The organism is Micromonospora cabrerizensis, assembly GCF_022230955.1.
Taxonomy (GTDB): Bacteria; Actinomycetota; Actinomycetes; order Mycobacteriales; family Micromonosporaceae; genus Micromonospora; species Micromonospora cabrerizensis.
The window spans coordinates 1-19,607 of the sequence record NZ_JAKKFI010000064.1; the positions used below are offsets into that span (position 1 = coordinate 1).

15 protein-coding genes are annotated in these 19,607 nt (G+C 70.2%); 11 read left to right on the forward strand and 4 right to left on the reverse strand.

Annotated features, from left to right (window positions below; all coding sequences use genetic code 11):
- The first annotated feature begins 757 nt into the window (after positions 1 to 757).
- The 4 genes from rpsB (at position 758) to frr (ending at position 4,218) form a co-directional block, all read left to right on the forward strand.
- Complete coding sequence (rpsB, locus tag LADH09A_RS15285; RefSeq protein WP_238645818.1) at positions 758 to 1,687, forward strand: 30S ribosomal protein S2; 930 nt, start codon at positions 758 to 760, stop codon at positions 1,685 to 1,687.
- A 133-nt stretch (positions 1,688 to 1,820) separates the two neighbouring features.
- On the forward strand, positions 1,821 to 2,648 hold the full coding sequence (gene tsf, locus LADH09A_RS15290; RefSeq protein ID WP_238645820.1) for a translation elongation factor Ts: 828 nt from the start codon (positions 1,821 to 1,823) through the stop codon (positions 2,646 to 2,648).
- Positions 2,649 to 2,809: 161 nt separating this feature from the next.
- Positions 2,810 to 3,577: a UMP kinase gene (gene pyrH, locus LADH09A_RS15295; protein ID WP_088946657.1), complete on the forward strand. Its 768-nt coding sequence runs from the start codon at positions 2,810 to 2,812 to the stop codon at positions 3,575 to 3,577.
- 83 nt (positions 3,578 to 3,660) lie between these two features.
- Complete coding sequence (frr, locus tag LADH09A_RS15300) at positions 3,661 to 4,218, forward strand: ribosome recycling factor (protein WP_124817958.1); 558 nt, start codon at positions 3,661 to 3,663, stop codon at positions 4,216 to 4,218.
- 62 nt (positions 4,219 to 4,280) lie between these two features.
- Here the strand turns inward: frr and LADH09A_RS15305 are convergent, their stop codons facing one another.
- A complete protein-coding gene (locus LADH09A_RS15305; RefSeq protein ID WP_238645822.1) occupies positions 4,281 to 4,724 on the reverse strand; it encodes a hypothetical protein in 444 nt (147 codons plus the stop codon).
- 370 nt (positions 4,725 to 5,094) lie between these two features.
- On the opposite strand from LADH09A_RS15305, the gene LADH09A_RS15310 reads away from it, so the two are divergent.
- From LADH09A_RS15310 to LADH09A_RS15320, 3 genes are all read left to right on the forward strand, one after another.
- Positions 5,095 to 6,534, forward strand: coding sequence for a phosphatidate cytidylyltransferase (locus LADH09A_RS15310; RefSeq protein WP_238645824.1), 1,440 nt, complete (start codon positions 5,095 to 5,097; stop codon positions 6,532 to 6,534).
- Between the two features lie 103 nt (positions 6,535 to 6,637).
- Entirely contained in the window at positions 6,638 to 7,795 is a 1,158-nt protein-coding gene (gene rlmN / locus LADH09A_RS15315) for a dual-specificity RNA methyltransferase RlmN (RefSeq protein WP_238645825.1), read from the forward strand.
- A 31-nt stretch (positions 7,796 to 7,826) separates the two neighbouring features.
- On the forward strand, positions 7,827 to 8,996 hold the full coding sequence (locus LADH09A_RS15320) for a DivIVA domain-containing protein (RefSeq protein ID WP_238645826.1): 1,170 nt from the start codon (positions 7,827 to 7,829) through the stop codon (positions 8,994 to 8,996).
- A 76-nt stretch (positions 8,997 to 9,072) separates the two neighbouring features.
- On the opposite strand, the gene LADH09A_RS15325 is transcribed toward LADH09A_RS15320, so the two are convergent.
- On the reverse strand, positions 9,073 to 9,294 hold the full coding sequence (locus tag LADH09A_RS15325; RefSeq protein ID WP_088946662.1) for a DUF2631 domain-containing protein: 222 nt from the start codon (positions 9,292 to 9,294) through the stop codon (positions 9,073 to 9,075).
- Between the two features lie 198 nt (positions 9,295 to 9,492).
- Between LADH09A_RS15325 and LADH09A_RS15330 the strand changes: the two genes are divergently transcribed.
- Positions 9,493 to 11,073 (forward strand): Rieske 2Fe-2S domain-containing protein, encoded by a 1,581-nt coding sequence (locus tag LADH09A_RS15330; RefSeq protein WP_238645827.1) that lies wholly within the window; start codon positions 9,493 to 9,495, stop codon positions 11,071 to 11,073.
- A 128-nt stretch (positions 11,074 to 11,201) separates the two neighbouring features.
- Here LADH09A_RS15330 and LADH09A_RS15335 read toward each other — a convergent pair whose 3' ends face one another.
- Positions 11,202 to 12,797, reverse strand: coding sequence for a phytoene desaturase family protein (locus LADH09A_RS15335; protein ID WP_238645828.1), 1,596 nt, complete (start codon positions 12,795 to 12,797; stop codon positions 11,202 to 11,204).
- 11 nt (positions 12,798 to 12,808) lie between these two features.
- The gene (locus tag LADH09A_RS15340; RefSeq protein ID WP_238645829.1) at positions 12,809 to 13,648 is read right to left on the reverse strand and encodes a YhjD/YihY/BrkB family envelope integrity protein; all 840 of its coding nucleotides are present in this window, start codon (positions 13,646 to 13,648) and stop codon (positions 12,809 to 12,811) included.
- Between the two features lie 51 nt (positions 13,649 to 13,699).
- On the opposite strand from LADH09A_RS15340, the gene LADH09A_RS15345 reads away from it, so the two are divergent.
- From LADH09A_RS15345 to LADH09A_RS15355, 3 genes are all read left to right on the forward strand, one after another.
- Entirely contained in the window at positions 13,700 to 14,251 is a 552-nt protein-coding gene (locus LADH09A_RS15345; protein ID WP_238645830.1) for a GNAT family N-acetyltransferase, read from the forward strand.
- A gap of 447 nt (positions 14,252 to 14,698) precedes the next feature.
- Positions 14,699 to 18,673: a CARDB domain-containing protein gene (locus tag LADH09A_RS15350; RefSeq protein WP_238645832.1), complete on the forward strand. Its 3,975-nt coding sequence runs from the start codon at positions 14,699 to 14,701 to the stop codon at positions 18,671 to 18,673.
- Positions 18,674 to 18,846: 173 nt separating this feature from the next.
- Positions 18,847 to 19,449 carry a DUF6000 family protein gene (locus tag LADH09A_RS15355; protein ID WP_238645834.1) on the forward strand — a complete coding sequence of 201 codons (603 nt, stop codon included), beginning with the start codon at positions 18,847 to 18,849 and terminating at the stop codon, positions 19,447 to 19,449.
- The last annotated feature ends 158 nt before the right edge of the window (positions 19,450 to 19,607 follow it).

A 19,607-nucleotide genomic window follows, 5' to 3' on the forward strand; every position in this document is an offset into this window, starting at 1 on the left:
GGGGGGGGGGGTGCGGGCGGGGTGCGGGGCGGGCGGGGGGGGGTGTGGATCGGGCGGGTGGGCTGGCTGCGGAGCGTTGCGGCGGGGCTCTGGGGGCTGCGGACCGGCGGGCGGGCGCCGGCGGACGGTGGTCGGGGGGGGCTCCGGCGACCGCGGGCCTAGCTGACCGTCGGCCGCGTGCTGTTCCTCGCCGCCGCGCTCGCGGTCGGCTGACCCGCCGCGCGGCCTGATCCGCCGCGGCCTGACCCGCCGCGCGGCCTGACCCGCCGCGCGGCCTGACCCGCCGCGCGGCCTGATCCGCCGCGCTCGCGGTCGGTTGGCCCGTAGGCGCCGCCCGCCGAGCTTGCCCTCCGCATCTTGATCGACTCGGTTTTCAGGAAGTCGCGGTGTCCGGGTTGGCGCGAAACCACGGTTTTCAGGAAACCGAGTCGATCACCGCCGGGCCCGACCGCCGTCGGGCTGACCGCCGGGCCGAGTCGCCGCCGGGCCGGCGCGCCCGCCGCGCTGGCCCCGTGCTGGCCGTGCATCCCGCGCACTCCGCACCCGGGGGTGGGTGAACGGGCGAAGGGCGTACACTGGCCAACTGGCGACCGCCTCGTGCGGTCGACCTCGCGCGCCCTCTTCACGAATCGTCGTGGAGCGACGGCCTCCCTGGTCCCGATCCTGATCGGGAACACCATGGGTCGGCGACCAGGCGCCAGGACGCCCGGCCACCGGCCGGGCGTGACAACCAGGGATCTTGAGGAGTACCCCAACCATGGCCGTCGTGACCATGCGCCAGCTGCTGGAGAGCGGTGTCCACTTCGGGCACCAGACCCGGCGCTGGAACCCGAAGATGAAGCGCTTCATCATGACCGAGCGCAACGGCATTTACATCATCGACCTGCGCCAGACCCTCGAGTACATCGAGAAGGCGTACGAGTTCGTGCGTGGGACCGTCGCCGAGGGTGGCAGCATCCTGTTCGTCGGCACCAAGAAGCAGGCCCAGGAGGCGATTGCCGAGCAGGCGACCCGGGTCGGCCAGCCGTACGTCAACCACCGCTGGCTCGGTGGCATGCTGACCAACTTCCAGACGGTGTACAAGCGGCTCCAGCGGATGAAGGAGCTGGAGGGCCTGGGTGACCTCAGCGGCACCGCCGCCGGTTACACCAAGAAGGAGACCCTGCAGCTCTCCCGCGAGAAGATCAAGCTGACCCGCACCCTCGGTGGCCTGCGGGACATGCAGAAGCTTCCCGCCGCGGTCTGGATCGTCGACACCAAGAAGGAGCACATCGCCGTCGACGAGGCCCGCAAGCTGGGCATCCCGGTGATCGCGGTGCTGGACACCAACTGTGACCCGGACGAGGTCGACTTCCCGATCCCGGGCAACGACGACGCGATCCGCTCGGCCGAGCTGCTGACCAAGGTCGTGGCCGCCGCCGTCGCGGATGGTCTGATCGCGCGTTCCGGCCGTCGCCGGGGCAACGACGAGAAGCCCGAGGGTGTCGCGAGCGACGAGCCGCTGACCGAGTGGGAGCGCGAGCTGCTGGAGCCGAAGAAGGCCGACGAGTCGGCTGCCCCGGCCGCTCCGGCCGCCGCTGCCGCTCCGGCCGAGCAGCCCGCCGCTGCCGCCGCCGAGCAGCCCGCCACCCCGGAGCAGCCGGCGCAGGCCGCCACCGAGCAGCCGGCGGCCGCCACCGCGGAGTGATCGCACCGTCGCTGCCCGCCGTCCGTTTTCGCGAACGGCGGGCAGCGGCGGTACGCCGGGCACGATCCGCCCGGATCCGGGTAACCGGCACCTCTGACCATCCACACGCCGTCTCAACACCGAAGAGAGAGCCATGTCCCAAATCACCGCCGCGGACGTCAAGAAGCTCCGCGACCTCACCGGCGCCGGCATGATGGACAGCAAGAAGGCGCTGACCGAGGCCGAGGGCGACTTCGACAAGGCCATCGAGATCCTGCGCGTCAAGGGCGCCAAGGACGTCGGCAAGCGGGCCGGCCGTACGGCCGCCAACGGCCTGGTCGCGCACTCCGGCAAGGCGCTGCTCGAGCTCAACTGCGAGACCGACTTCGTCGCCAAGACCGAGTCGTTCATCGCGCTGGGCCAGCAGCTGGTCGAGCACGGCGAGCGCGTCGGCGTGAACACCGCCGAGGAGCTGCTCGCGACCAAGCTCGACGGCAAGGTCGTCGCTGACCTGATCCAGGAGCAGTCCGCCAAGATCGGCGAGAAGCTGGTGCTCAACCGGTTCGCCCGGGTCGAGGGCACCACCGCCGTCTACCTGCACCGCAAGGCCCAGGACCTGCCGCCGGCCGTTGGTGTGCTGGTGTCGTACACCGGTAAGGCCGACGAGGCGGGCGACGCCGACGCCCGTGGTGTGGCCATGCAGATCGCCGCGATGCGGCCGAAGTACCTCACCCGGGACGAGGTTCCGGCTGAGGTCGTCGAGTCCGAGCGGCGCATCGCCGAGCAGACCGCCCGCGAGGAGAACAAGCCCGAGGCGGCCCTGCCGAAGATCATCGAGGGTCGGGTGAACTCCTTCTTCAAGGACTACGTCCTGATCGAGCAGTCGTCCGTCGCCGACAACAAGAAGTCGGTGAAGCAGATGCTGGCCGAGGCCGGCATCGAGGTCACCCGCTTCGTCCGGTTCGAGGTCGGCCAGGCCTGAGCCGTCACCGGGCGCCGTGGGCGCCCGTGGGCAGAAGACGTCGACAAGGAGGCCGCCGGTGTACGTGACAGGCACCGCGGCCTCCTTGTCACATAGGGTCGGCAGCGGCAGGTTCGCGGTACGCGCCGCACGGGGCGTGCGCGTGGGGAAGGGCGGGGCGGATGACGCAGGTTGTGAGTGACCGGACGCTGGCGGTGGACGATCCGACGGCACCGCCGCCGGGGCGCGCCCGCCGGGTGGTGCTGAAGCTCTCCGGTGAGGTGTTCGGTGGCGGCGCGATCGGCGTCGACCCGGACGTCGTCCAGGCCATCGCCCGGCAGATCGCCACCGTGGTCCGTCGCGGCGTGCAGGTCTCCGTGGTGGTCGGCGGTGGCAACTTCTTCCGCGGCGCGGAGCTGCAGAAGCGCGGCATGGACCGGGCCCGCGCCGACTACATGGGCATGCTCGGCACCGTGATGAACTGCCTCGCGTTGCAGGACTTCCTGGAGAAGGAAGGAATCGAGACGCGCGTGCAGAGCGCCATCACGATGGCCCAGGTCGCCGAGCCGTACATCCCCCTGCGGGCGATCCGGCACCTGGAGAAGGGCCGTGTGGTCATCTTCGGCGCCGGCGCCGGGATGCCGTACTTCTCCACCGACACGGTGGCCGCCCAGCGGGCTCTGGAGATCCGGGCCGACGTGGTGCTGATGAGCAAGAACGGCGTGGACGGCGTCTACACCGCCGACCCGCGGATCGACCCCACCGCCAGCAAGCTCGACTCGATCACCTTCTCCGAGGCGCTGCGCCGCAACCTGCGGGTGGCCGACGCGGCGGCGTTCAGCCTCTGCATGGAGAACGGCCTGCCGATGCTGGTCTTCGGCGCGCAGGGTGACGACACCATCATCCGCGCGGTGGGTGGCGACAAGATCGGCACCCTGATCACCGCCTGAGCCTCGCCGACGGCGACGGCAGCGGCGGTCCTGACGACTTTCAGCAGAGCCAACCACGAGCACAGAAGGAGGCGAGGAGACCGGTGATCGACGACACCCTCCTCGAGGCCGAGGAAAAGATGGAGCGTGCGGTTGAGCACGCCAAGGAGGAGTTCGGCGCCATCCGTACCGGTCGCGCCAACGCCGCCATGTTCTCCAAGGTCATCATCGACTACTACGGCACGCCCACGCCGCTGACCCAGATGGCGTCCATCGCGGTGCCCGAGCCGCGGATGGCCATCATCAAGCCGTACGACAACTCGCAGATCAATGCGATGGAGAAGGCGATCCGCGACTCGGACCTCGGGGTGAACCCGAACAACGAGGGCAACCAGTTGCGCATCCTGCTCCCGCAGATGACCGAGGAGCGCCGCCGCGACATGATCAAGGTGGCCCGGCACAAGGGCGAGGAGGCCAAGGTGGCGATCCGCAACGTCCGCCGCCGTGGCAAGGAAGAGCTGGACCGGATCGTCAAGGACGGTGAGGCCGGCGAGGACGACGGTCGCCGCGCCGAGAAGGAACTCGACGACCTGACCCAGCGCTACGCCGCCAGCATCGACGACCTGGTGAAGCACAAGGAAACCGAGCTGCTCGAGGTGTGATCGTCCGCCTGTTGGGCGACTGAGGCCCGTTCCCGAGTCGGGAGCGGGCCTCGTGCCGTCTCTCAGCCAGGAATCCGGACGGTCCTGGTGCTCTCGGCGAACACCTCGCCGGTGTTCGCGTCGCGCAGCGAGAAGTGGGCGGTGGCCCGGCCGGGGTGCACCGCCGGGGTGATCCGCGCGAAGGCCATCCCGAGCTCGACCGTGCCGCCGTCGCAGACGATCTCGCCGGCGCCGTGGCCTGCGGTGGCCCAGAGGGTCGGCAGGCCGTCCTGCACCAGCGAGGCCGACATGAGCACGACGCCGGCCGGGCAGTGCCGGGCGCTGGCGGTGACGCTGGTCGCGGGGTACGTCACTCCCGGCTCACCGTAGGGCGGCTCGAACGGGAACAGCTCGCTGGCGTGGCGATCGATGGTGATCCTGGTCCGAGTCGTGGTCGCGGCGGCTGGTGACCCCGCTCCGAGGACCATGGCGCCCACCGTCAGCAGCGCCAGACTGATCTTGTACATGCGTGTGACCCTTCCCCCGTCGGCACACCGGCTGGGGCCGGCGCGTCACCAGCGGACCACGCCTCGTGTTTCGGCTCAGTACCGGATCGTGCAGGAGACGAGTCGGATCGACGGCTGCGGGTCCGCGTACCGGATGGGTGGGTATCGCTCCGCGGCGGCCCGCCGGCCAGGGGCGGCGCCGGTCGCGGTGCCTCGTCCGCCGTGCCGATCCGGCGGGTGCAGTAGGCTCGGCAGGATTCCCGGCCACCGGGCGGTGAACACCGGGAATCGACCGACCGTCGGGGCGGTCAATCGGAGGAACATCGCGCGTGTAGGGGATGCTTGTGGTCTTGCGTCATGTGGTGGTTCTCGCGCCCCGTCGCGGTGCGTGATGTCCCACCCCGACCCCTACGGCAGCGAGCCTCGCGGCTGGGACCGTCCGGAGCGCCCAGTGGCACTGCCCTGGCCCGAACAGGACCTGGATGCCGGCCAGTGGAGCCGCCGTCCCACCGCCGGCCCTGAGCTGTACGCCGACCCGCACACCCGGCCGTACGCGGAACCGAACCCGTACGACGAGCGCGGACGCGCCGTCCGCCCGGACGACCGGGACCGTTTCGACGACCGCGACCGGCACGACCGTTTCGACGACCGGGACCGTCGCGAGGACGACCGGAACCAACCCGACCGGTACGACGACCGGGGCCGCCCCGGCCGGTACGGCGATCGCCCGCCCGTCGGCCCGGACGACGCCTCGACCCGCCGCGGTGACCCGGTGCGGCACGACGAGCCCGGTGGGTACGACGAGCCCGGCGGTTACGACGGCCCGCCACCGTTCGACGGGCCGGTCCGTTACGACGACGACGCCGGCTACCCGACCGCGCAGCTCGCGCCCATCGGGGCCGAGATCGCACCGGACCCGGAGCCGGCGACCGAGCCGGAGCCGTCCTCGGGTCGACGGACGAGGGGCCGACGCCGGGCCAGTGTCGATCGACCGGCCACCCAGCAGTTGGGGACCGGTCGGGCCGGCCGCAACCTCCCGGCGGCGATCGGTGTGGGGCTCGGCCTCGGCGCGTTGATCGTGGTGCCGCTGGTGGTCTACCCGTTGGCGTTCCTGCTGGTGCTCGTCGGTGCCGTCGCCATCGGCATGTGGGAGATGGCCCGGGCGGTCCGACGCAGCGGCGCCCACCCGCCGTTGGTGCCGCTGATCGCCGGTGGCGTGCTGACCGTGGGCCTGGCCTGGTTCGCCGGCCCGGACGCGCTCAGCCTGGGGCTTCTGGTCACCGTGCTGGGCACCATGATCTGGCGGCTGGGTGACGGGCCGGCCGGCTTCCAGCGGGATCTCACCGCCGCCACCCTGATCGCGGTGTACGTGCCGTTCCTCGCCGGGTTCGCGGCGTTGCTGGCGGCGGCCCCCGACGACGGCCCGCTGCGCATCCTGGCCACGCTGATCGCGGTGGTCCTCTCCGACACCGGCGGGTACGCCGCCGGCGTCTCCTTCGGGCGACACCCGATGGCCCCGTCGATCAGCCCGAAGAAGTCCTGGGAGGGCTTCGCCGGCTCGGTCACCGCGGCGGCCCTGGGCAGCGCGCTGCTGCTGTGGCTGATGTTCGAGGTGGCCCCCTGGTGGGGTGCGGTGTTCGGAGTGGCCGTCTCCTGCGCGGCGGTCCTCGGCGACCTGGCCGAGTCGATGATCAAGCGTGATCTCGGCGTCAAGGACATGAGCAACCTGCTGCCCGGCCATGGCGGCCTGATGGACCGACTGGACTCGATCCTGTTCGCGGTGCCGACGGCCTACCTGCTGCTGGCCATCTTCGTGCCGGTGGTGAACTGAGGCATGATCACGGTGTCCCGGTCATCTGGCTGCGGCGGTCGCGGCCCGTTCGACGCCTCCGGACCGGCACCTGCCGCCGACGGCGTGACACACTAGACCAGCCATGACGAGCCTGCCCTTGATCCCCGCCATCTCGGACGCCCCCGCCGCGCGCCGGGCCTCCATGCCGCCGAAGCACCTCGCCGACCTGGACCTGGCCGGCCGCCAGGCGCTGGTCACCGAGCTGGGTGAGCCTGCGTACCGCGCCAAGCAGGTCTCGAACCACTACTTCGGGCGGCTGGTCCGCGACCCGCAGGCCATGACCGACCTGCCTGCGGCGACCCGCGAGCGCCTGTCCGAGCAGCTCATGCCCACCCTGCTCACCCCCGTGCGGGAGCTGGCGTGTGACGACGGCGCGACCCGCAAGGCGCTCTGGCGGCTGCACGACGGCGCTCTGGTGGAGAGCGTGCTGATGGGCTATCCGGACCGGGTGACCGTCTGCATCTCCAGCCAGGCGGGCTGCGGGATGGCCTGCCCGTTCTGCGCGACCGGCCAGGCCGGGCTGACCCGCAACCTGTCCACGGCCGAGATCGTCGACCAGGCCGTGTACATGGCCGGCGTGGCGGCCTCCGGCGCGGTCGTCGGCTCCCCGCCGCGGCTGTCGCGTGTCGTGTTCATGGGCATGGGCGAGCCGTTGGCCAACTACAACCGGGTGATCGGGGCGATCCGTCGACTGGTCAGCCCTGCTCCGGAGGGGCTCGGCCTGTCCCAGCGGCACATCACCGTTTCCACGGTCGGCCTGGTTCCGGCCATCCGCCGACTGGCCAGCGAAGACCTCTCAGTGACCCTTGCGCTGTCGTTGCACGCGCCCGATGATGATCTGCGCGACGAACTCGTGCCGGTGAACCAGCGCTGGAAGGTAGCCGAGGTGCTGGACGCGGCGTGGGACTACGCCGCCCGGACGGGCCGTCGCGTGTCGATCGAGTACGCGATGATCAAGGACGTGAACGACCAGCCGTGGCGAGCCGACCTTCTCGGGCGGCTGCTGGCCGGCAAATTGACCCACGTGAACCTCATTCCGCTCAATCCGACGCCGGGCAGCCGCTGGGACGCGAGCCCGAAGCCGGTTGAGCGGGAGTTCGTCCGGCGGTTGCGCGATGCCGGGGTGTCCACCACCGTACGGGACACCCGAGGTCGCGAGATCGACGGCGCGTGTGGCCAGCTCGCCGCCGCCGAGGACAACGACACCTTCACCGACCGCGCCGGAGAGGCACCGGCGTGACCGGGCGTGGCGAACGAGACCAGGAGACATAGTGGCGAGTCAGGGTCAGCGTTTCCGGCGCAAGGCGCTCCGCCGGGGATACAAGGTCGACGAGGTGGACGCCTTCCTCGACCGGGTCGAGGCGACACTCGACGGCCGACAGGTCGGCGCGCCGGTGGCCTCGCAGGAGGTCCACGACGTCGTCTTCCGGGTCCGGTTCAACGGCTACGACGAGTGGCAGGTGGACCTGCACCTGGACCGGGTCGAGCGGCAGCTGGCCGAGCTGGAGGAGCGCAACAGCGCCGGGCGCGGTGGCGACCCCCGGATGGGTGACCGGATGGGCCCACCGGACCGGATGGGGCCTCCGATGCGCGATGAGCGGGGCATGGTCCCGCAGCCGATGCCGCCTCGTCCGATGCCCGCGCAGGCCGGCCCGCCCGCCGACCGCTACGGCCGCTACGACGAGCCGACCGGTGCCTTCGCCGGTGGGTACGACGGCCCCCGCGGCGGTTACGACGCGCCGCGAGGCCCGGCCGGCCCTGGCCCGATGGGCCCGGGCGGTCCGATGGGCCCGGGTCCGATGGGCCCCGGTCCGATGGGTGGCCACGGCGCTCCGCCGCGCGGCCTCCCCGCCGGCCCTTCGGGATACGGCCAGGACGACCAGCGCTCGCCCGGTGGTTACGGCCAGGACGACCAGCGCTCGCCGGGCGGTTACGGCCAGGACGACCAGCGCTCGCCGGGCGGCTATCCGCCGGAGGAGCCGCGCTTCGACGGCTTCGAGGCCGGGCGACACGGCCGTGCCGACATGACCGCCGAGATCCGGATGCCGGAGCGGGACCTGCGCGACATGCGCCGGGGCCCGGCCGGTCCGCCGCAGTTGCCTCAGCAGGGCATCGGTGGCCCGCCGATGGCCGGCCCGCCCGCCGTGGCCGGCCCGCCGATGGGTGGTCCGCCGATGGCCGGTCCGCCCGGCAGCGACCTGTACCGGGTCGACCAGATCCGCCGCAGCTTCCAGGTACGCCGGTTCGGCAGCGGGTACGACCCCGACCAGGTGGACCGGTTCTTCGACACCCTGCTCGGCGGTATGCAGCGCCGCAACCCGATGCCGGTCGACCCGAAGGACCTGGACACGCTCCGGTTCGGGCTGGTGCCCGGCGGCTACTTCGAGGCTGAGGTGGACGCCGCGCTCAAGGACGTGCAGGACATCCTCTTCGGGCGCTGAGCCCGACGCGTACGGACGAGGGCCCGTCCCCCGGGTGGGGGCGGGCCCTCGGCGCGTCGTCCGGCGGTCGGTCGGGTCAGGAGCGCAGACCGTTGCGCCGGAGCACGATGTCGCCGATCACGATGATCAGCAGCAGCGCGGCCAGGCCGATCAGCCAGAGGTCCTCGACCCTGCCCTCGTGGTTGCCGCAGATCATCGCCAGCAGCGCCAGTGCGGACAGCACGGCGCCGATCTGCCCGGCCTTGCGGTGCCCGGGCTTGTGCTGGTCTGGCGACGTTACCGGCTCGCTTCCTGCCACTGTCGGTCCTTCCCTCGCGATCGGATCTTTGGTTAGTCTGGCACGCCTCCTGCTCGGTGCGGCGGGGTGGGGGTTTCCCGACCGTCGGGCCCTGCCCACCCGGGCCGTGCGGCACTACCGGCGTCGCGGGGCGACGGTCAGACTCCCTCCGGTAGCGTTTGGCGTACACCTGATTGTCTGTTTGAGGGGGACTGTGCGGTGCGAGTGACCGGAACCGGGCACGCCAGCATGCGGATCGACACGGCCGCGGGCAGCATTCTGTGCGACCCGTGGGTAAATCCGGCCTACTTCGCATCGTGGTTTCCTTTCCCGGACAATTCCCTGCTCGACTGGGAAACTCTGGGCCAGGTCGACTACCTGTACGTGTCCCACCTGCACCGCGACCACTTCGACGCCAAGCACCTGCGGGACTTCATCTCCAAGGACGCCACGGTTCTGCTCCCCGAGTTCCCCACCTCGGAGATGGAGGACGAGTTCCGGGCGCTGGGCTTCACCAAGTTCCTGAAGGCACCCAACGAGCAGGTCGTGGAGCTGCCCGGCGGCCTCAAGATCATGATCCAGGCGCTGACCAGCCCGACCGACGGTCCGATCGGTGACTCGTCGCTCTGGGTCGAGTACGACGGGGTGCGGCTGCTCAACCAGAACGACGCCCGCCCCACCGACCTGGGCGTCTTCGCCGAGCTGGGGCACGTGCACGCGCATCTGCTCCAGTTCTCCGGCGCGATCTGGTACCCGATGGTCTACGAGCTGCCGCAGGCGGCGAAGACCGCGTTCGGCAAGCAGAAGCGTGACCGGCAGTTCGACCGGACGTGGCGCTACATCGACGACCTGAAGGCCGACCACGTCTTCCCGATCGCCGGCCCGCCGTGCTTCCTCGACGACGCGTTGTGGCAGTTCAACGACATCCACGGCGACGAGGGCAACATCTTCCCCGACCAGTCCGTCTTCCTGACGGAGTACGCCAAGGTCGGCGGCACCAACGGCATCGTGCTGCTGCCGGGCAGCGTCGCCGAGGTCACCACCGAGGGTGCGAGCACCACGCACCCGGTGCCGGTGGAGGAGTTCTTCGCCAACAAGGTCGCCCACCTGGAGGAGATGCGGGAGCGCAAGCGCCCGGTCATCGAGGCCGAGAAGGCGTCCTGGCGACACCCCGAGGTGGACGTCCTCGGCGAGATGAAGCGGCGCATCGAGCCGCTGCTCGACGAGTCGATCTACCTCGCCAAGGGCGTGGGCGGGCCGGTCCGCTTCGACCTGGTCGGCTACGACGGCGAGAGCGTCGAGTCGATCGTGGTGGACTTCCCGGGCAAGGAGGTCCGGCCGTACGCCGACGAGAAGGTCCGCTACCGGTTCCGTACCGAGCGGTCGCTGATCGAGCACCTGCTCTTCATCGACGAGGTGGACTGGGTCAACTCGCTCTTCCTGTCCTGCCGCTTCTCGGCGGCCCGGATCGGCCAGTACAACGAGTTCGTCTACGCGTTCTTCAAGTGCCTCTCCGAGGAGCGTCTCCAGTACGCCGAGGGCTGGTACGACGAGCACGAGCGCAGCACCGACGCCGAGGACATCACCCTGGGCGACTGGGTGGTGCAGCGGCGTTGCCCGCACCTGAAGGCGGACCTGACCCGGTTCGGCATCGTCGACGGCGACCAGCTCACCTGCCAGTTGCACGGCTGGCGCTTCGACCTGCCCAGCGGCCGTTGCCTCACGAGCGTCGGCCACAAGGTGAGAGCCCACCGGGTGGACGCGGAAACCCCCGCCCCCGCCGGCGAGGCGGTGATCTGACCCGCGCCCTCCAAGCGCTGCAACCACCCCGTTGATCATGAAGTTATTGCCCGACGCCGCGGCGTGTAGTGACGATAACTTCATGATCAACGGGGGTGAGAGTCTGGGGAGCGGTGGGGTGGGGTGGGTCAGGTCGCCAGGTCGGACAGGATTTTTCGGGCGGCGTTGTGGCCGGCCGCGCCGATGACGCTGCCGGCCGGGTGGCAGCCGGCGCTGCCGGCGTACACGCCGTCGATGCCGGTGGCGTAGGGCATCCGGTCGGTGAACGAGACCGTGTTGTCGACGTGGTGGATGTGCCCGCCGGTGATGCCGAAGTGCTTCTCGATCCCGGGCGGGGGGAGCGGCACCGCGTCGGCGATCAGCTCGGCGGTGCCGGGGGCGTACCGCTCGACGATCCCGACGAGCCGGTCGACGTAGCCGGGTAGTGCCGCGTCCCAGGTGGTGCCGGCCAGCTCGTAGGGCACCGACTGGACGAAGAGCGCCGACGAGTGGTGCCCGGCGGCGTCGGAGAGCGACGGGTCGACGGTGGTGTGCAGGTACCACTCGATGGTCGGCTCCGCCGGCAGTCGCCCGGCCTGCACGTCCGCCCACATGGCGCGCAGCGCGGTCATCGGCGACGCGTCGTCCCCGCCGACGAGCGACGCGGAGCCGGGCAGCAGGTGGATGGTCGAGCCGAACGGGCTCGGCGTGCCGGTCGGCAGGCAGGAGAACCGGGGCAGCCCGCTGAGCGCCAGGTTGAGCTTGAGGGTGGTGCCGGGGCGGCGGACCGCCGCCATCCGTTCGCCGAGCGGCGCCGGGAGCGCGCCGTCGGGCAGCAGGTCCATCAACCGGTACGGGTCACAGGCGCCGAGCACCACCCTCGCTGCGACCTGTCGGCCGTCGGCCAGCACCACTCCGCTGGCCGCGCCGCCGTCCAGGGTCACCGCACGCACCGGCGTACCGGTCAGGATGGTCGCCCCGGCGGCGCGTGCGGCCTCGGCGAACGTCCGCGAGACCGTGCCCATGCCGCCCTCGGCGATCATCCAGGTGCCGCCGGAGCCGGGCAGTCGGCACATGTTGTGCACGAGGAAGTTGTGGCCGGTGCCGGGGTCGTCCGGGCCGGCGTTGAGGCCGGACAGCCCGTCGGTGACCGCGTACATGCTGACCAGCAGCTCGGAGCGGAACTCGAAGCGGGCCAGGTAGTCGGCCACCGAGCCCTGCACGAGGTCGACGAAGACCTGCCGCAGCGCCGGTCGTACGTGCCGCTCGGCGGTCTCCTGGACGCTCAGCGGCTCGGCGAGCCAGGCCGGGGCGAGATCCTCCCGCAGGGCGGCCAGCTCGGCCTGCATGGCGTCGTCGGCGGCCACGTCGGCGGGCGAGAAGAACTCGGCGAGTTGCGCCCGGGTGGCAGCGGTGTCGCGGCCGAAGAGCAGGTACGGCGAGCCGAGGCCACCGGGCGTGGGCAGGAAGTAGTGCGGGTCGCGGCGCAGCACCGGGATCCGTACGTCGAGCGTGGCCAGCAGTTCCGGTGGCATCAGCCCGAGCAGGTACGAGCCGGTGGAGTGCCGCAGCCCCGGCACCTTCGAAAACGGGGTCTCGGTGCGGGTCGCGCCGCCGATCACGTCGGCGGCCTCCAGCACCAGGACGTCCAGACCGGCGCGGGCCAGCAGGACTGCGGAGACCAGGCCGTTGTGCCCGGCACCGACGATCACGACGTCGGCGCGGGCCGGAATCTCACTGCTCATGCCGCGGCAGCCTAGTCCGTGCCAGCGGACCGGTGGGCTCGCCAGCGGGACAGGGCCAGGGTGGCGGAGTAGCCGGCCAGGACGATCACGTGGAACACGTAGAGCCAGAGGAGCACGGCCACGCCTGCGCCGATCTCGTCGAAGCCACCGAACGGCACCCCCAGGTCCAGGGGGAGCGAGGCGAAGAGCACGAAGCCGTGCAGGAAGCCGGAGAGGTTCGCGGCGGTGAACGACCCGATCCCGAGCGTGGAGAGCCAGTCCGGGGAGGCCGGCCCGACGACCCGGAACACCCACACCAGCACCGGAGTGAGCACCAGCCAGACCGCCAGGAACGACAGCACCACGCCCAGCACGCCGACCCAGCCACCCTGACGGACGAGACGGGTGGTGAGGGGGAGTGCCAGCAGGATCGACAGCAGCAGCGCGGGGGCCGGTGCGAGCAGCGGCAGCAGGAGGAGTCGGCCCCGCCAGCCGACCAGGTGCTCGTCGGAACGGGGTGCCGCCACCGAGACGAACGCGCGGCGCAGCCCCTCGCCGTACAGCGACGCGGGCAGCAGCGAGGCCAGCGCCAGCAGCGGGGTCAACTGCACCCCGGCGTTGACCAGCGCGTCCACCGCCCGGGGCGCGCCGATCGCGGTGGGCAGGGCCTCCACGGCGTACGAGGTGAGCCGGCGTACCCGGTCGGCGCCGGCGAGCAGGGCGGTGAGCCAGATCGCCAGCAGGGCGACCGGCACCACGGCGATCGCCCCGTAGAAGGTGATCGCGGCGGCGTGCAGCGACAGGTCCCGCCCACGGAGCGGGCGGAACGCGGCACTGGTGATCCGCTTCGCCTGCTGCCATCCGCTGCCCATCGTGATCCCTTTCCCTGTCGTCGGGGTCGGCACTCCTTAAGATCGCCGGTCATGACTGTTCTCACCACCGAACGCCTCATCCTGCGCGATTGGACCGACGATCCGGCCGATCTGGCCCGGATCTACGACATCTACTCCCGTCCGGAGATCGCCCGTTGGCTGGCCGTGTCGCCAGGGATGCCGATGACGGACTCGGCTCAGGCCGTCGAGCGGCTGCGCATCTGGCAGGACCGGCACGCCGCCGACGGTGGCCGGTACGGCACCTGGGCGATCGAGGTACGCGAGACCGGGCTGGTGGCGGGCACGGTGTTGCTCAAGCCGCTGCCGGGAACACCCGAGACGCAGCTCACCGAGCACATCGAGACGGGTTGGCACCTGCATCCGGACTCGTGGGGTCACGGTTACGCCACCGAGGCGGCCGGTGCGCTCATGGCCCGGGAGTTCGCCGCCGGAACCCGCGAGATCTACGCGGTCGTGTCGCCGGGCAACGAGGCGTCGATGGCGGTGTGTCGGCGACTCGGCATGGATCACGTGGGTCGTCGTACGGACTTCTATGGCGGCGAGGAGCTGGAGACCTTCGTCCGGACAGCACCAGATGCCTGATCGTTCCCGTACGACCTGACGCAAGATCCGCGCAACTTCGGGGAAGGTGTGGCCTCCGGTCGTCGGGAGGTGGCACCTTCCCGTCGTTGTGGGCAGGTCAGCAGAGGTGGCGGTCGTCGGGGCAGACAAGTCCGTCAATAGTCACGGTGGTCGAAGTGTTGACGCTCCCGTAGCACGTCAGTAACCTTTGGGCCAAAGTACCGCAAGATTTTGACAAAGACGTGCACGGTTCTGCGCACGCTCTCGGAAGATTCAACGGGCCTCCTGGGGAGGCCCGTTGATGGTCGTACCCACCTGGTGTTTGCAGGACGAGCGGTGCCCCCGCGCCGCCCGGACCACCCCCGTCTCTCCCCACACCGGCCCTCTCTCGGCGGCCGGCGCTGCACCGCACCCCCACCGCCGTGGTCGAGCCGCCGCGGCAACCGTCCCCCGACGACAAGGACAGTGATGAGACGAACGAATCTGTTCAGGATGGTGGCGGCGACAGCCGCGGCCACGCTGATCGCCACGGCAGGGGTCACCGCCCTCGCGAACCCGGCCGGCGCCGCCCCCCGCCCCGCCGACACGGCGGCCGCGCCGAGCACGGGCTTCGCCGCGGCGGCCACCAACCTCGCGCAGGGCCGGCCCACCCAGGAGAGCGGCCACGCCGACGTCTACGACTCGTCCAAGGTCGTCGACGGCAACGCGGGCAGCTACTGGGAGAGCGTCAACAACTCCTTCCCGGAGTGGGTCCAGGTCGATCTCGGCTCATCGCAGAGCGTCAACCAGGTCGTCCTGAAGCTGCCGACCTCCGGTTGGGGCACCCGGACGCAGACGTTGAGCGTGCAGGGCAGCGCCAACGGTTCGTCGTTCACCAACCTGGTGGGGTCGCAGACGTACACCTTCAACCCGGCCAGCGGCAGCACGGTCACGATCAACTTCGGTCAGACCTCCACCCGCTACGTGCGGATCACCATCACCGCCAACAGCGCCTGGCCGGCCGGTCAGCTCTCCGAGCTGGAGGTGTACGGCAGCGGCGGCACCACCCCGGACACCACCGCGCCGAGCGTCCCCGGCAACCTGTCGTACACCCAGTCGGGCACCACCATCAGCCTCAACTGGGTGGCCTCGACCGACAACGCGGGTGGCAGCGGCATCGCCGGCTACGACGTCTACCGCAACGGCGCGTTCCTCCAGTCCATCGGGAACGTGACCACCTTCAACGACACCCAGCCGACGACGGCCACCGTGTCCTACCACGTGCGGGCCCGTGACGCCGCTGGCAACCTCTCCGGCAACAGCAACACGGTCACCCGGACCGGCGGCGGTGACACCACCGCGCCGAGCACACCGGGGACGCTGTCGCACAGCACGTCGGGCAGCACCATCACGCTCAACTGGGGCGCCTCCACCGACTCCGGTGGCAGTGGCCTGGCCGGCTACAACGTCTACCGTGGCGGCAACCTCGTCGCGACGCTGGGCACCGTCCTCACCTATCAGGACACCCAGCCGGCCACCGCGACCGTGTCGTACCACGTCCGCGCCCGGGACGGGGCGGGCAACCTGTCCGGCAACAGCAACACCGTCACCCGGACCGGCAGCAACCCGCCGGCCTGCACCAACGTGGCGCAGGGCAAGAGCATGACGGCGAGCGGCTCCACCTTCAGCTTCACCCCGGACAAGGCCAACGACGGGCAGCTCACCTCCTACTGGGAGGGGGCGGCGAGCTACCCGCAGAACCTGACCGTGGCGCTGGGTGCCAACCACTCCATCTCCGGCGTCACCGTCAAGCTCAACCCGGACCCGGCCTGGGGCACCCGTGCCCAGACCATCCAGGTCCTCGGCCGCGACCAGGCCTCGTCCTCGTACACCAGCCTGGTGTCGGCGGCGACCTACCAGTTCGTCCAGGGCACCAACGTGGTGAGCATCCCGGTCACCGCGACCACCGCGGACGTGCAGCTGCGGTTCACCGGCAACACCGGCGCCCCGTCCGGCCAGGTGGCCGAGTTCGAGGTGTGTGGCACGCCGGCGCCCAACCCGGACCTGGTCGTCAGCTCGGTGACCTGGTCACCCACGTCGCCCAGCGAGGTCTCCCCGGTCACGTTCTCGGCCGTGGTGCAGAACATCGGCTCCGCCGCCGCCGCGGCGACCACGGTGAACGTCAGCCTGGCCGGCGCGGTCGTCGGCAGCGCCACGGTGGGCGCGCTCGCCGCGGGCGCCTCGACCACCGTGTCGCTCAACGCCGGCACCCGGCCGATGGGCAGCTACGCCGTCTCGGCGGTGGTCGACCCGACGAACACGATCGTCGAGCAGAACAACGGCAACAACAGCTTCACGGCAGCGTCGCCACTGGTGGTCGGGCAGGCCCCCGGTCCGGACCTCCAGGTGCTCAGCATCGCCTCGAACCCGCCGAACCCGGCGGTCGGGGCGTCCGTCACCTTCACCGTGGCGGTCCGCAACCGTGGCACCACCGCGACCGGCGCGACCACGGTCACCCGGGTGGTGGTCGGCAGCACCACGCTCAACACCAACACCGCCTCGATCGCGGCCGGTGCGACGGTCAACGTGGCCGTCACCGGCAGTTGGACCGCCACCAGCGGGGGCGCCACCATCACGGCGACCGCTGACGCGACCAACGCGGTGAGCGAGACCAACGAGACCAACAACGGGTTCAGCCAGTCGATCGTGGTCGGGCGCGGCGCCGCCGTCCCGTACGTCTCGTACGAGGCGGAGGCCGGTCGCTACCAGGGCACGCTCCTGGAGCCCGACGCGCTGCGGACCTTCGGCCACACCAACTTCGCCAGCGAGTCCTCCGGCCGCAAGTCGGTACGGCTCAACAGCACCGGCCAGTTCGTCGAGTTCACCTCGGCCAACCAGGCCAACTCCATCGTGGTGCGAAACTCCATCCCGGACGCGCCCGGTGGTGGCGGCATCGAGGCGACCATCAGCCTCTACGTCAACGACGTCTTCTCCCGGAAGTTGACGCTGTCGTCGCGGCACAGTTGGCTCTACGGCAACACCGACGGGCCGGAGGCGCTGACCAACACCCCGCAGGCCGACGCCCGACGGCTGTTCGACGAGTCGAACGCGCTGCTGGCGCAGTCGTACCCGGCCGGCACCCGGTTCAAGTTGCAGCGCGACTCGGGTGACTCCGCCTCGTTCTACGTCATCGACATGATCGACCTGGAGCAGGTGGCACCGGCGGCGAGCCAGCCGGCCGGCTGCACCTCGATCACCTCGTACGGTGCGGTCCCGAACGACGGGCTCGACGACACCGCCGCCATCCAGCGCGCGGTGACCGACGACCAGAACGGCGTCATCAGCTGCGTCTGGATCCCGGCCGGGCAGTGGCGGCAGGAGCAGAAGATCCTGACCGACGACCCGCTGAACCGGGGCATGCACAACCAGGTCGGCATCAGCAACGTCACGATCCGGGGCGCCGGGATGTGGCACTCGCAGCTGTACACCTTGACCGAGCCGCAGAACGTGGTGGGCGGCATCAACCACCCGCACGAGGGCAACTTCGGCTTCGACATCGACAAGAACACCCAGATCTCCGACATCGCCATCTTCGGTTCCGGCCGGATCCGTGGCGGTGACGGCAACGCCGAGGGTGGCGTCGGTCTGAACGGTCGCTTCGGCGCCGGCACGAAGATCAGCAACGTGTGGATCGAGCACGCCAACGTGGGCGCCTGGGTGGGTCGCGACTACGACAACATCCCCGACCTGTGGGGGCCGGCCGACGGGCTGGAGTTCACCGGTATGCGGATCCGCAACACGTACGCCGACGGCATCAACTTCAGCAACGGCACGCGTAACTCGCGGGTGTTCAACTCGTCGTTCCGCACCACCGGTGACGACGCGCTCGCGGTCTGGGCCAACCCGTACGTGAAGGACCGCAACGTCGACATCGCCCACGACAACCACTTCGTCAACAACACCATCCAGTTGCCCTGGCGGGCCAACGGCATCGCCATCTACGGCGGCTACGACAACTCGATCCAGAACAACCTGATCTACGACACCGCGAACTACCCGGGCATCATGCTGGCGACCGACCACGACCCGCTGCCCTTCTCCGGGACGACGCTGATCGCCAACAACGGGCTCTACCGCACCGGTGGCGCGTTCTGGAACGAGGACCAGGAGTTCGGCGCCATCACGATCTTCCCGGCCACTCGGGACATCGTCGGCGTCACGATCCGGGACACCGACATCATCGACTCCACGTTCGACGGCATCCAGTTCAAGAACGGTGGCGGCAACATACCGAACCTCGCGATCACCAATGTGCGGATCGACAAGTCCAACAACGGTGCCGGCATCCTCGCGATGAGCGGCGCGCGCGGCAACGCCAACCTGACGAACGTGACCATCACGAACTCGGCCGACGGCAACATCGTCATCCAGCCGGGCTCGCAGTTCGTCATCAACGGCGGCTGATCCCGGCCGGGGGCCGCTCCGGCGGCCCCCGGCCGTTCCACTCGCTCCTTGATCAACACGGCTTCAACGAGATCGGGGTATCCGCGGCACGCGGATACCCCGACCTCCGTGAGCCCGAGTCGATCATTGGTGTGCGTCCGCGGCGCAGGGTCCGTCCCGGGCAAGATGGCCCGGTGCAAGCAACTGAGGTGTTCCGCCGCTATTGCCTACCTGGTGGGCGCTACAAGAAGCTCATCGGGGGCAACTTCATCCGAACGCTGGCTGGTCAAGCCCTGATTGACTTCGGTGCGGCACTGGCCTCTGATGCTCGGTCAATCTCACGCGACGAGTTGTCTGAGTTGATGCGAGGGGACTGGCGTGAGCGACTGACCGGCGCCTGGCTCGCCGGATTTGCCCAGACGGAAGCGCTGCGTGACGAGATCTCCGCACTGCTGCTCGCGAAGGATGAGCCGTACGCGGCGAAGGGCTATGTGTTCGCTCTCGCCCGGTTCGAGTCCACGGCGGATGGATTGACTCTGCGTCGATACCTGGACACGTACCTGCACCGCGCGGAACTCCGCGCAGACCAGGCGTACGTCATGGGTGCGCTCCTCTTCGTTGACCGCCAACTGGGCTCGGAGTTTTCCTCCGGGTTGCTTGGCGCCGGCGGCCTGTGGGATCGCTGGGCCGCGCTGGATGAGGCTGCACGCCCTGATGAGCAGGAGAAATGTGCCGAGATCACGTCGTGGTGCGACTTCGCTGATCTCTGCATGCGGGCCGAGCCTCGACGCACGTGAATCTTGGACACTTACCGTTGCGAGCTGACGGAAAGTGTCCAAGATCTGTTCAGCAAGCGCCACATGCCGTTCCACCGGGCAGCTCTGGCGAGATCGTCAGGTCTTCCGGTTGGACAGCACAACGGGCCTGAGTGGACAGCTACTCAGGCCCGTTGGCA

Excerpts from the sequence above, each read along its gene's own strand:
- LADH09A_RS15305 (WP_238645822.1), bottom strand. The coding sequence starts at position 4,724 with ATGTACAAGATCAGTCTGGCGCTGCTGACGGTGGGCGCCATGGTCCTC.
- LADH09A_RS15350 (WP_238645832.1), top strand. The coding sequence starts at position 14,699 with ATGAGACGAACGAATCTGTTCAGGATGGTGGCGGCGACAGCCGCGGCC.
- LADH09A_RS15345 (WP_238645830.1), top strand. The coding sequence starts at position 13,700 with ATGACTGTTCTCACCACCGAACGCCTCATCCTGCGCGATTGGACCGAC.
- rlmN (WP_238645825.1), top strand. The coding sequence starts at position 6,638 with ATGACGAGCCTGCCCTTGATCCCCGCCATCTCGGACGCCCCCGCCGCG.
- LADH09A_RS15340 (WP_238645829.1), bottom strand. The coding sequence starts at position 13,648 with ATGGGCAGCGGATGGCAGCAGGCGAAGCGGATCACCAGTGCCGCGTTC.
- LADH09A_RS15335 (WP_238645828.1), bottom strand. The coding sequence starts at position 12,797 with ATGAGCAGTGAGATTCCGGCCCGCGCCGACGTCGTGATCGTCGGTGCC.
- rpsB (WP_238645818.1), top strand. The coding sequence starts at position 758 with ATGGCCGTCGTGACCATGCGCCAGCTGCTGGAGAGCGGTGTCCACTTC.
- LADH09A_RS15310 (WP_238645824.1), top strand. The coding sequence starts at position 5,095 with ATGTCCCACCCCGACCCCTACGGCAGCGAGCCTCGCGGCTGGGACCGT.
- tsf (WP_238645820.1), top strand. The coding sequence starts at position 1,821 with ATGTCCCAAATCACCGCCGCGGACGTCAAGAAGCTCCGCGACCTCACC.
- pyrH (WP_088946657.1), top strand. The coding sequence starts at position 2,810 with ATGACGCAGGTTGTGAGTGACCGGACGCTGGCGGTGGACGATCCGACG.